General features: G+C 49.8%; 10 protein-coding genes and 1 tRNA gene. 4 read left to right on the top strand and 7 right to left on the bottom strand.

Annotated elements, in window-relative coordinates; genetic code table 11:
• The first annotated feature begins 108 nt into the window (after positions 1-108).
• Positions 109-1,422 (top strand): MFS transporter, encoded by a 1,314-nt coding sequence (locus tag GVJ32_RS09330; protein WP_159239768.1) that lies wholly within the window; start codon positions 109-111, stop codon positions 1,420-1,422.
• Between the two features lie 130 nt (positions 1,423-1,552).
• On the opposite strand, the gene GVJ32_RS09325 is transcribed toward GVJ32_RS09330, so the two are convergent.
• The 3 genes from GVJ32_RS09325 to GVJ32_RS09315 all read right to left on the bottom strand — a co-directional run bounded on the left by GVJ32_RS09325 (position 1,553) and on the right by GVJ32_RS09315 (position 2,771).
• Entirely contained in the window at positions 1,553-2,131 is a 579-nt protein-coding gene (locus GVJ32_RS09325) for a cytochrome c oxidase subunit 3 (protein ID WP_159239767.1), read from the bottom strand.
• Positions 2,128-2,409 carry a cytochrome C oxidase subunit IV family protein gene (locus GVJ32_RS09320; RefSeq protein WP_159239766.1) on the bottom strand — a complete coding sequence of 94 codons (282 nt, stop codon included), beginning with the start codon at positions 2,407-2,409 and terminating at the stop codon, positions 2,128-2,130. Before GVJ32_RS09320 ends, GVJ32_RS09325 begins: the two co-directional genes overlap by 4 nt.
• A 285-nt stretch (positions 2,410-2,694) precedes the next feature.
• Positions 2,695-2,771: transfer RNA gene (locus GVJ32_RS09315), tRNA-Ile, on the bottom strand.
• A gap of 158 nt (positions 2,772-2,929) precedes the next feature.
• Between GVJ32_RS09315 and GVJ32_RS09310 the strand changes: the two genes are divergently transcribed.
• From GVJ32_RS09310 to GVJ32_RS09300, 3 genes are read left to right on the top strand one after another with little or no spacing between them, the layout of a single operon-like run.
• Complete coding sequence (locus GVJ32_RS09310; protein ID WP_159239765.1) at positions 2,930-4,804, top strand: adenylate/guanylate cyclase domain-containing protein; 1,875 nt, start codon at positions 2,930-2,932, stop codon at positions 4,802-4,804.
• Positions 4,804-5,175 carry a response regulator gene (locus GVJ32_RS09305; protein WP_159239764.1) on the top strand — a complete coding sequence of 124 codons (372 nt, stop codon included), beginning with the start codon at positions 4,804-4,806 and terminating at the stop codon, positions 5,173-5,175. The genes GVJ32_RS09310 and GVJ32_RS09305 overlap by 1 nt, the downstream gene beginning before the upstream one ends.
• Entirely contained in the window at positions 5,172-7,370 is a 2,199-nt protein-coding gene (locus GVJ32_RS09300; RefSeq protein WP_159239763.1) for an ATP-binding protein, read from the top strand. The genes GVJ32_RS09305 and GVJ32_RS09300 overlap by 4 nt, the downstream gene beginning before the upstream one ends.
• 13 nt (positions 7,371-7,383) lie before the next feature.
• Here the strand turns inward: GVJ32_RS09300 and GVJ32_RS09295 are convergent, their stop codons facing one another.
• From GVJ32_RS09295 to GVJ32_RS09280, 4 genes are all read right to left on the bottom strand, one after another.
• On the bottom strand, positions 7,384-7,926 hold the full coding sequence (locus tag GVJ32_RS09295) for a hypothetical protein (protein ID WP_159239762.1): 543 nt from the start codon (positions 7,924-7,926) through the stop codon (positions 7,384-7,386).
• A gap of 81 nt (positions 7,927-8,007) precedes the next feature.
• Positions 8,008-9,795 (bottom strand): RNA polymerase sigma factor RpoD, encoded by a 1,788-nt coding sequence (rpoD, locus tag GVJ32_RS09290; RefSeq protein WP_159239761.1) that lies wholly within the window; start codon positions 9,793-9,795, stop codon positions 8,008-8,010.
• A 184-nt stretch (positions 9,796-9,979) separates the two neighbouring features.
• Entirely contained in the window at positions 9,980-11,845 is a 1,866-nt protein-coding gene (gene dnaG / locus GVJ32_RS09285; protein WP_159239760.1) for a DNA primase, read from the bottom strand.
• An 86-nt stretch (positions 11,846-11,931) separates the two neighbouring features.
• Positions 11,932-12,384, bottom strand: a complete 453-nt coding sequence (locus tag GVJ32_RS09280; protein WP_159239759.1) for a GatB/YqeY domain-containing protein — start codon at positions 12,382-12,384, stop codon at positions 11,932-11,934.
• Positions 12,385-12,419 lie beyond the last annotated feature (35 nt).

Raw genomic sequence — 12,419 nt, 5'->3', positions numbered from 1 at the left:
TCTAAGCTAATTGAGCGGGGGAAAGAATTGGACAATTTGTCCTATGGCTGGCTCGACGCAATAAGAGTAGGCTTTCGTTATTCACAAATTTTGGAAATAAGCCGCGCCATGGCCAGTACGACTAACAGCTCCTCGACACTTGATATGCAAACCCCAGCGAGACACTCGTCCGTTGCCCCTAGCGAAATCGCGATTGGGGTTGTTATAGGACGCGCCTCCGAGCACTTCGACTTTTTTGTGTTTGGCATGGCCTGTGTACTGGTCTTTCCCGGCGTATTTTTCCCTTTCGCCAGCAGTTTAGAAGGCATGTTATACGGCTTCGCCATTTTCTCGATGGCATTTGTCGCCAGGCCTTTTGGTACAGCGTTGTTTATGAATATTCAACGTCGCTGGGGCCGCAGCGTAAAGCTCACTACCTCATTATTTTTACTCGGGACTGCCACGGCGGGCATCGCGTTTTTGCCGGGCTACAGTACTTTGGGTGGGGCCTCGATATTTTTACTAGCCATGTTTCGTATTTTACAAGGTTTTGCATTAGGTGGTTCTTGGGACGGCTTGCCATCGCTACTCGTGTTAAATGCTCCGTCGACTAAACGCAGTTGGTACGCCATGATGGGCCAGCTCGGTGCGCCAATAGGTTTTTTGATAGCTAATTTATTATTCTTTTATTTGATCAGCAGTGTAAGTAGCGAAGACTTCCAAGCCTGGGCGTGGCGCTACCCCTTCTTTGTGGCTTTTGCAATCAACGTGGTTGCCTTGTTTGCGCGTTTGCGTTTGGTACTGACAGAAGAGTACACGCTCGCCTTAGAAGAAAGTGAATTGGAACCCATTAGCACACGGGAAATGCTCGATAAACAAGGCCCGAATATTTTTCTCGGTGCTTTTGCCGCTTTAGCAAGTTACGCACTTTTTCATATTGTTACGATCTTTCCGCTGTCGTGGATATTACTTGGTGAATCGCAACTCATTGGCAATGTGTTAATCATCCAAGTATTTGGCGCATGTATCGGGATTGTCGCAACGATCCTTTCTGGAGTAATTGCTGATCGTATTGGCAAGCGCACCACCGTGTCTTTAATGGCAGTATTGATCGCTATCTTTGCATTATTCGCGCCGCTATTAATGAGCGGAACACCCATGATGCAAGATGCTTTTATTCTTATCGGATTTGCGCTATTGGGTATTTCCTATGGGCAGGCCTCAGGAACCGTAACCGCAAACTTTGAACGCCGTTTCCGCTACGCTGGCGCTGCTTTAACTTCAGACTTTGCGTGGTTGTTTGGCGCGGCCTTCGCACCACTTATCGCACTTGGTTTGTCCGTGCACTTCGGCTTAGTGGCGGTGAGTTTATATTTGATTTCCGGCGCGGTGTGTACGTTACTAGCTCTGCGTATTAATAAGCATTTGGAAGCGTCTGATTAATTAGATAGCCTTTCAAACGAATTAAAAATTACTCGCTTGAATGAGGATTATTAAATGCCTAGTTCTAGCTGATATAGTCAATACAATAATGGTGCCCTTTGTAAAACGCATGGCGATTGTTACATGCGTTTTATGGAAGGAGATACATCAGCGTGAATATAACGATCCACAGAAGGTCTACCATATGCCAGTAAATGGCGGCGGTTTCAAAATAGAATATTTTGCCAGGTGTCATTGGCTTATTTTTTAGAATATAGGCGTAACAGGCGAGCAATCCGGTGCCGACTACAACGTGGGTGAAATGCAGCCCTGTGAGCGTGTAATACAAGGTATAAAAATCATTAGTCAGAAAATGTATACCGGCATCGGCCTTTTGTGCAAACTCCCAAGCCTTAAGGCCCGTGAATACCACGCCGCAAGCAAGTGCGCCAAGTACAAAGTTTGCCGCTTGTTTGTGCCGCCCCTGCCGCACACCGCTCAGAGCCAATACCATCAGCCACGAACTAAACAACATAATGAGTGAGTTGCTTGCCCCAATGGGGATGCTAAGAGTCTCTTGTGACTGCCGAAACAGAGTAAGGTTGGCATTACGCAAATAGCCGTAATAGGCAAAGCCAACCATAAAATTGGTCATATCACCCAGAATCATTACCCAAATGATGGCGTCGCCGGTAATTCGCTTTGGCGTGGTGCTGGTATCGGTATTCAATTGAACACTCCTACATTGGCGCTAGTCACCAATAAAAATACAGCTAGTAACCAAAGATTGCAGCTGACCTTTAACTCGTTGTTGGCGTGCCGCACTTCCATAAAATATTGCATGATTAAGCTGACTTTGAAAAAGGCGAGGGTCAGTAAAATGAGAACGGCGGCGGAACTGTCGGATTCAAGCGAGCTGCGTTGGCTGCCGAGTACCCAGTTGCTAACGGATACCACCATCAGAATTAACCATACCGCTGTTTCCCGCGTTTTTAAGAGGGCGCTCATGTGGGTCTCGTTTAATTATCGTGCTCAAATTTATAGATTTTCGATAGAGCAAAATAATCGCAGCTCAAGATAGTGAGAAAATCGTCGGAATCGACGAGATAGGTTTATGCCTTGATGCGATGAATGGGTGGGACTTTGCGGGGTTGATGCGTGTGAATTATGGTCTTTAGATAGAGTAATTTGTTACGCGTGTTTAGGGGAGTGCCGCGGAGGGATGCTTATCCTAGTTTACTTAAATCAGCTAGACTAAGGATAGATAAGCACTAGTATCGCGGCTTCTAGAAATGGTGGGCCCACCAGGACTTGAACCTGGGACCTGCCGATTATGAGTCGGATGCTCTAACCAACTGAGCTATGGGCCCTAATTTCTGTCATCGCCGAAAAACGTGCGCGCATTATAGTGCGCGCTGGCTGGGTTGGCCAGTGCTTGTGGATATTCGCTGAACAGAAATAGGTATTGAGCGTATTAGACGCTTGAAATCTGATAACCTCATTTAGACATTTTCAGGGGAGGCGATGCTTGAGTAATCGTGATCGTATATTCAAGGCGTATTTAGATGACCAGCGCCAGTCCTTGCAGGCGCCTTTGGCGTCGGTGCAGGCGTTTACCGAGTCTTTGTTGGAGCAGGCCGCTATATCGCAGTCGCCTGAATTAAAGGCGGATGTGAAAAAGATTGCGAAGGCCGCGGTGACGATGACGGAGATGTTGGCGTCTATATCTGGGTTTTCGCAAGATTCTCAAACCGAACTTTCTCGTCTGCGCCACGATTTACGTAATGCTATTGGTCTTGTCGATGGTTACGGCGATATGTTGCTTGAGGATTGCGATGATGAGGTGGCCGGTGACTATATTCGACAGATTCGTCATCAGTCGCGTCTGTTTCAGGGCCGTTTAGAACAGTTTAGCTTGGGTGATGACGGCAAGGTTGCATCTGACCCAATAGCCGCAATTTTCAAGAGTTTTAAGCGCGGTATTATCCGCGATGATCTCGAGCATATGGCCGCCAGCATTTTGGTGGTTGACGATAATGACAGCAGCCGAGATTTACTGGCGCATCAGTTGCAGCGTCAAAATTATATGGTGATTGAGGCAGCAAGCGGCGCGCGGTGTTTGGAGATTATGCGCAGCGCCGAGCCAGATTTGGTATTGCTGGATTTGGTGATGCCGGATATGAACGGCTACGAGGTATTGCAGGTTATTCGCGCTGACGAGGCCCTGCGCCGCATTCCGGTGGTGGTGGTCAGTGGAATGCAGGACGAGGAAGGCGCGGTGCGGTGCATTGATGCGGGCGCCAGCGATTACTTGCTTAAACCAGTGAATGGCACATTACTGCGAGCGAGAATTGGCGCCTCGCTTGAGGCGAAGCGCTGGCGAGACCGTGAGCGCGAGTACCTTGCTGAGCTAGAAAAAAGTCAGCGGTTTATTCGCAAGATTTTTGGGCGCTATCTTTCAGACGAGATCGTCCAGCGTTTGCTCGATGACAATGACGGCTTGCAGCTGGGGGGAGAGCTGCGTCAAGTCACCATTTTAATGGCCGATATTCGCGGCTTTTCTGCATTGAGTCAGCAGCTAGCCCCAGAGCAGTGCGTACAGTTATTGAATAATTATTTTGCCGCCATGACCGAGGTAATTCAGCGCTTTAGGGGAACGGTGGATGAGTTTGTTGGTGACGGGATTTTAGTGATTTTTGGTGCGCCTTTAAGTGATAACGACGATTGTGATCGCGCATTAGCTTGTGCTGTGGCTATGCAGTTGGCGGTCGAAACGGTGAATGAACGCAATCGTGCCGACGATTTGCCAGAAATCACGATAGGTATCGGCTTAAATACCGGCGATGTGGTGGCGGGCAATATCGGCTCGGAATTGCGCTCTAAATACGGTGTTGTTGGTCATAATGTGAATCTGACGGGGCGAATCGAGTCCTGTACGGTGGGTGGGCAAATATTGGCGGCACCAGCGACTATTGCTGCGTCATCGGTTCAGGTCTTGGCTGGACGTCGTATCAGCGTGTCGTTGAAAGGTATGGGCGACGCGGTGATGTTGACCGAGGTGCTTGGCGTGGGGATGCCCTATGACTTACTACTGAATTCAGCGCCCGAGGAGTGGCAGTCGTATAAAGAAAATATCAGCTTGACGCTAAGTGTCATGGCTGGAAAGCGGAGCGGAGCGAAGCAGTTTAATGTTGAGGTGTGCGCGCATGCTGGAGAGAATTTGCGTGTTGTTAGTGCTGAGGTATTACCGGTGTTAGTTGATGTCAGCATAGAGGGGTTTGATGTGGCTTGTTACGCCAAAATTACCGAGCAGCTCTCGGATGGTGAGTATGTTTTAACACTGACATCCGCAAATACGCAGCTGCGAAGCTTGCTGCAAATGAATAGTTCACGGGGGCGCTAATGCAAACAATATTGCTGGTTGAAGACAATGAGATGAACCGCGATATGCTGAGTCGTCGTTTAAAACGCAAGGGCTATGAGGTGTTGCTAGCTGTGGATGGCCAACAGGGCATAGATATGTGTTTACAGAGCCCCCCCGCATTAATGTTGTTAGATATGAGCTTACCGGTTAAAGATGGATGGCAGGTTGCTAGAGAAATGAAAGCGACCCCCGCATTGCAGCATATTCCGATTATTGCCCTGACCGCCCACGCAATGGCTGATGATCGCCAGCGTGCCTTATTGGCGGGTTGTGATGATTACGATACCAAACCCGTCGACCTGCCAAGATTGCTAGGAAAAATTGCGCATCTGCTAGGTGCTGTTGAATGAGTTTTACCCGCCGCCTCACCTTATCCTTTGTCGCGATTTTGGTGCTGTCCTTGGGCAGCGTATTAATTCAGATATGGGGCAATGACACCCGCCGACGCAATGTGTGGCTGCTTCAGCACGTTATTCGAACCCAGTCTGAGTTGAATGATTTTAGTCAGCGTATGTATAGCGCCCATCGCAAAATATTGGTGGTAGATGCGCTGGCGGAGTCGGGTGCTCAAAACGGCGTGACAGCAGAAGAGCGCAATGAGTTGCTGAGTGGCATAGAAGCACTTGCGGCATTAGAAGAAGAATTGAGCGGTGATTTACAGGAATACCTAGAGGAGGGCGGCTACGAGCCTTTGGGTGCCTCGTTTTTGCTTGAATATTGGCAGCAATTTCTTCTTGGTAGTGGCGGTCCGACAGGCGAAGAATTACAGCGTGAATATGACGCGCTAAGTTCGCGTATCAGCGCGAATGAGTGGTATTTGTTGGCGCGCTCCGATGAAATAAATATGGGATTGCGGGAGGTAGTGAGTAGAACCAATAAGGTCGCCTTAGGGGTGTTTTTATTGGCTCTTATTACCACGTTTGTATTGGGTTACTACATGACTCGCTATACCCGTCGGGCAATTCGCCAGCTACAGAAGGGCACTTCTGAGTGGGGTGGCGGGAATTTTGATTACAGCATAGGTGACATGGGTCATGACGAGTTTGGCCAATTGGCGAACTCCTTCAATGATATGGCCGCCAGTCTTCGTCAGGCGATGGGGCGGGTGAGGGAGGCGAGCCGCCGCGCAGATGCCGCTAATCAGGCCAAGAGTGGTTTTTTGGCAAATATGAGCCATGAGTTACGCACGCCGATGAATGCCATTATCGGCTATTCCGAAATGCTGCTAGAAGAAATAGCCGAGGAAGAGCAGCTTTCTGTGAATGATTTGCAGCCCGACCTCGAAAAAATTCAATTGGCAGGCAAGCACCTGCTCACCTTGATTAATGATGTCTTGGATATCTCGAAAATAGAGTCCGGCCGCATGGCGGTCTATTGGGAAGATGTTGCTCTAGAGACAGTGCTGCGGGATGTGGAAATTACCGTGGCACCGCTGATGGAAAAAAATGGCAATACCTTGCGCTGTGAATTCAATTTGCAGAATGCGCGTATTCGCACCGATGTCACCCGCCTACGGCAAATATTGCTCAACCTGCTCAGTAATGCCGCCAAATTTACCCGCGCTGGCGACGTGCATTTAACGGTGTCTGAGTTGGCCGAGGGGGGGCGAAATTATTTACTCGCCGAGGTGAAAGATACCGGTATTGGCATGAGCGAAGAGCAGCTTGGACGGGTATTTGATGCTTTTGTGCAAGCTGATTTATCAACCACCAAGCAATACGGCGGCTCTGGTTTGGGCTTAACTATTTCGCGCAAGTTTGCTGAATTATTGGGGGGCACTATTACCGCTAGTAGCGAGTTGGGGGCGGGCTCTCGTTTTGAGCTTAGGCTGCCGATTGACGTGAGTGACAGTAAGTTTGCAAATTTAGAGAAAAATGCCAGCGGCGATATTTTGGTGATCGACGATGATTTGGCGGCGTTGGATTTGAGCCACAGGGCGTTGAGCCGCGAAGGCTATCGCGTGCGCACGGCCTCATCCGGCGCAGAGGGTTTGGCAATGGCCAAGGAGCATCGCCCTGATTTGGTGGTGTTGGATGTCATGATGCCGGGCTTGGATGGCTGGCAGGTATTGCATAGTTTGCGTGGTGACGCAGTGCTGGGCAGTGTGCCGGTGTTAATGCTGTCGATGTTAAATGAGCATGATCTGGGCTTGTTACTGGGCGCAAGTGGCTATTTGGTTAAGCCCGTAGAGAGTGCTGAATTAACGGCGGTGGTGAGGGATTTATTGCCGGCTACTGCGGTTGGGAATATGTTGCTCATTGAAGAGGGAGATATTCTCGCTCAGGTTATTGAGCAGTTGCCGGGGGCGGAACACTGGAAAATTTATCACACCGGTGATTTGGCGAGGGTGGCTGAATTGCTCACCGAGCTTCCCTGGCAGTTGATTGTGATGGGGCCGCATAATGATAGCGGTCAAATAAGTCGTTTAGTTGCACATTTACGTACTGAGCATTGGCGCACCGTACCAGTGTTAATGGCGCAAGCCGAAGAGGAGATACAAAGTCTGCGCGAACAGCTTGGGGCATATTTGAATCGCGGCGTGTGAGCTACAATTAAATTTAATGCAGCGTGAGGCGCCGTAATTTTTCTATTGCTCGCTGTAGGGCAATGGTTTCGTTTATCAGCTTCTGTTCTCTAGCTTCTGTTTTTTCGCGCAGCTCAATTTCTTGATTCAGCTTGAGCCTTTGGTCAAAACACATATTTAAGCTTAGTAGTAGCATATTTATGCTTGGCTTGTTCTGAGGCCAGCGCATGATGTGCTGATATAGACGATCCATTGTTGCGGTGGCTAGCGGCACACTAAAGAGTGGGCTGTCGTCGTATAAGTAAACCAGTGTGAGCCCCGCCAATGATTGTTGAATGGTTGCTTGATCTGAGCTGGCGCTAAGTATTGTTTGGAAATCAGCTTCAGCGGCCACAAATTGTCGTGACTCAAGTTGTTGCAGTGCTTGGCTAAGACTGATGGTTTGAGTGCTGGTATTGAATGTTGGCGGTGCGGGGCTGTCAGTGTTTGGCGGAGCGGATTGGCAGCCGCTAAGAAAGACTGCTAATACAAGTGAAATGCTAGCGGTGCGTAGCAGTTGTGGAGCTTTAGCTAGCATCGTGATAATTCCATTGTTTAAAGTGAGCACCTAACTTGCCCGCGCGTGGCTGACGGGCAAGTTAGGTTTGTCGCGTTTTCGTTATTCGTCTAGGAAACTGCGCAGATGGTCTGAGCGGGTAGGATGGCGCAATTTACGCAATGCCTTGGCTTCGATTTGACGAATACGTTCGCGGGTTACGTCGAACTGTTTGCCAACTTCTTCTAGCGTGTGGTCGGTGTTCATGTCGATACCAAAACGCATACGCAGTACTTTAGCTTCGCGAGCAGTTAGCCCAGCCAGTACGTCCTTGGTTGCTTCACGTAGGCCTTCGCCAGTAGCAGATTCAATCGGTGAAGATATGGTGCTGTCTTCAATGAAGTCGCCCAGGTGTGAATCTTCATCGTCGCCGATGGGGGTTTCCATCGAGATTGGCTCTTTGGCGATTTTCAGCACTTTACGTACTTTGTCTTCTGGCATCTCCATGCGCTCGCCGAGTTCTTCTGGGGTGGGCTCGCGACCCATTTCCTGAAGCATTTGGCGAGAGATACGATTCAGTTTGTTAATCGTTTCAATCATGTGAACCGGAATACGGATCGTGCGTGCTTGGTCAGCAATAGAGCGGGTGATTGCCTGACGTATCCACCACGTTGCATAGGTAGAGAATTTGTAACCGCGACGGTATTCAAACTTGTCTACCGCTTTCATCAGGCCGATATTGCCTTCCTGAATTAAGTCGAGGAACTGCAAACCACGGTTGGTGTATTTTTTCGCAATCGAGATAACCAAGCGTAGGTTGGCCTCGACCATTTCTTTCTTGGCGCGACGGGCGCGGGCTTCACCGATAGAAACGCGACGGTTGATTTCTTTAATGTCAGAAATCGTTAAGTCTTGGCGTTCTTCAATGTAGGCAATTTTGTTTTGAATGCGGCGAATAATATCGCTGTAGTCAGCAAGCTTGGGGTGCTTCTTAAGCAGCTCGTCGCCCCACTTTAAATTCGCCTCATTGCCTTGGAAGCTGCGAATAAATTCTTTGCGATCAATCCCTACTTTCTTCACGCACACGGTCATGATCTCGCGCTCCATGGAGCGGATCGAGCTTAGTGTGGTGCGCACTTCTTCAATCAGTGGGTCAAACATACTTGGGGTGAGTTTGAAAAATTTGAACAACTCACCTAAAGCGTTTAATTCTTTTGCTGTTTGTTTGCTGTAGCGGCCGTGTTCCGCAATAGACTTTTCTACTTTGTCTGATTGCTTTTTCAAGGCAGTGAAGCGAATTTTTGCTTCTTCTGGATCTGGGCCAGAAACGGCTTCTTCATCGTCGTCGCTGGCTTCTGCGGCGGCAGCGGCTTGTGCTTGAGGCGAAGGAACATTGTCGGCAGGGTCTAAATAGCCGCTCATAATGTCGCCAAGACGACGTTCTTCATTAGTAACTTTGTCGTATTCGGCTAGTACGCCAGTGACAACGCCGGGGTAGTAGGCCAGCGCGGCCATAACTTCACGAATACCTTCTTCGATTCGCTTGGCTATGACGATCTCGCCTTCGCGAGTCAACAGCTCAACCGTACCCATTTCGCGCATATACATACGAACTGGGTCGGTGGTGCGACCGGTTTCGGTTTCCACCGCGGCGAGTGCTGCCGCAGCTTCGGCAGCGGCGATGTCGTCTGGCGAATCGCTGCCGGCCATGATCAGGGTGTCTTCATCAGGTGCGTGTTCAAACACCTGAATACCCATGTCATTAATCATTTGGATGATTTCTTCGACCTGATCCGGATCAGAAATATCTTCCGGTAAGTGGTCGTTGACCTCAGAGTACGTTAGATATCCCTGCTCCTTGCCTTTGGCAATGAGTTGTTTGAGGCGCGATTGATGCTTTGAGTCACTCATTCTTTCAAATTACTCGTTGGGTGCAGGTTAAAAAATAGCCGCGAATTATACTCTATTTACCCCCCGTACGACCAGTAAATTCCGGACTTGTTCAGGGGGTGCTTTGGTAATTCGTCTGTGGCCGGTGTGTCTGCGTGCTGCAATAGATTGCTGATACTACTGTTGTGGTGGCGGATTGCCCGTTTTACAAGCGGTGCTTCTGCTTTAAAAGCTGCTGAATCGCTAATAATTGCTGTTTATCCGCCTCACTTAGTTCAGCGTAGTCCGCACTTGCGGTTTTGTCGACTTCATTGCCTTCCCTTAATTTGTCTACGTGATCACGCAGGATTTGAGTCGATTTTTGTGCCTCTAGGTGCGCTAAGGTGTCAGCAAAGGCGGCCTCCGCTTTTTCGTCGTTTAATTCCGTGCCGAGCAGTTCAATGGTTTTGAGCGCCTCGGTCATGACGTCGTATTCGGGCTGACCATACCAGTGGCCTAGCAGCATTGCGGTGCTGGATTCGGGGCGCTTTTTAAGGAGGGTAATGGTGTTGTTGAGAAGTGCTGCGGCTGGAGACGCCTCCTTATCGCCAATGTGTGCAGCACTGGTGGTAGCTGCACGAGGGTTGTACAACAACATGGCCAAGGCAAAAAGCAGTGGGTCGCGCCGCGATCCGGGCAGTTTCGCTGTCAGCTTTTGAGTTGTGCTGCGACGTTGTTCGGGGGGCGCGGGTTTTGCCACTTGATCTTGTGTTGCGGTGGCTTCAGTGTCGTTTAGCAGTTGGTCGATTGATTGGCGGCTAAGCCCAGTACGAGTGGCTAGTGAGTCGAGCATGAGTTGGCGAAATACGCCGTCGGGCAGGAGCTGTAGTCGCGGAAGTGCTAATTTACTTAGTCGTGCCTTACCTTCCAGTGTGTCTGGATTGGTTTGCTCGTGTAATGACTCAAAAAAATAGCGTTCTAGTGGCGCGGCACCCGCAAGTAGTTTTTGAAAGCCGGCGGGGCCATCGCGGTTGACCACGCTGTCTGGGTCATCACCTTCGGGTAAAAACAAAAATCGAATTCGGCGGCCGTCTTCCATGACCGGTAGTGCATTTTCCAATGCGCGCTCGGCGGCTTTACGGCCTGCGGCGTCGCCGTCGAAACAGAATATAAGTTCGCTGGCATAGCGGAATGCAGTGCGTAAATGCTCGGTATTACTGGCGGTGCCGAGGGTGGCTATGCCGGTCATGATGCCGTGCTGGGCTAGCGCGACAACGTCCATATAGCCTTCTACCACTAATAGTTGTTCTAGGTGGCGGTTGTTTTGACGGGCGTGGTAGAGCCCGTAAAGCTCTTTGCCTTTCTGGAAGATATCGGTTTCTGGAGAATTTAGATATTTGGGCTTGTCGTCGCCTAAGACCCTGCCGCCGAAGGCAATAACGCGTCCGCGATTGTCGCGGATGGGGAACATAATACGGTCGCGAAAGCGGTCGTAGAGTTTGCCGTCTTCTTTTTCGATAAGCATACCGGCGTCGATGAGCTGCTGTTTGTGCTCGTCGGTGTCGCCAAAGGTTTTTAGCAAATTGTCCCAGCCGGGGGGCGCAAAACCAATATTGAAATCCCTAGCGATACGTCCGCTGAGGCCGCGTCGTTTTAAATAGTCAATGGCGCGCTGGGATTGTGGATCTACGCGGAGCTGTTTTTGGTAGTAGGCTGAAACTTGCTCCATGAGGTCGTAAATAGTTTTGCGGCGTTCTTGTTTTACCTGCTGTTGTGGGCTGAGGTCTTCTCGGGGAACCTCGAGTCCGGCAATGTGGGCAAGATTGTCTACCGCGCTAGGAAAATCCTGGCGCTCGTAATCCATAATAAAGCCGACGGCGTTGCCGCCTGCGCCGCAGCCGAAGCAGTAGTAGAACTGTTTGTCTGGGTTAACGCTGAAAGAGGGTGTTTTTTCTTCGTGAAATGGGCAGCGTGCGCTGTAATTTTTGCCAGTTTTTTTGAGGGGGACGCGGCGATTAATAACATCAACAATATCGACTCTGGAGAGCAGATCGTCGATAAAATATTGAGGGATACGTCCTTTTGCGGCCACGTCGGTGTTTCCGGAGCAGAAGTTGAATGAGCGTATCAGTTGAAGTTGGTGCTAGCAATTACCTAGGGGTTTGGAATGGTATTTTGCTAGGCCAGTAGCGCTTTGATTTTTTGGCTGACGGCGCCCATGTCGGCGCGGCCCTGTACTTTGGGCTTGAGTATAGCAACCACTTTGCCCATGTCTTTTACCGCTTCAGCGCCGCTGCTGGCAATGGCTTCTTTAATGAGGCCTTCCAGTTCGTCGTCGTTTAAGGGCGCGGGCATATAAGATTGGATAACGCCCATTTCAAAGCGTTCTTGCTCTGCCAGGTCTTCACGGCCAGCATTTTCATACTGGCTGATCGAATCACGACGTTGCTTACACATTTTGTCGAGTATGGCGAGCACGCGTGCATCGTCTATATCGATGCGCTCGTCGACTTCAATGCGTTTTATCTCGGCGAGTATGAGTCGCACGGCATTCAATGTCGCTTTGTCTTTTGCTCGCATCGCGGCTTTCATCGCGTCTGTGAGTGTTTGTTTCAGCGTTTGATCTGCCATGGCTCGCAGAGATTCCTTATAAAGGAGGGGTGGAG

Origin of the sequence: Zhongshania aliphaticivorans, from assembly GCF_902705855.1 — a bacterium.
Taxonomy (GTDB): Bacteria; Pseudomonadota; Gammaproteobacteria; order Pseudomonadales; family Spongiibacteraceae; genus Spongiibacter; species Spongiibacter aliphaticivorans_B.
This window is presented reverse-complemented; position numbering and strand designations above follow the sequence as displayed.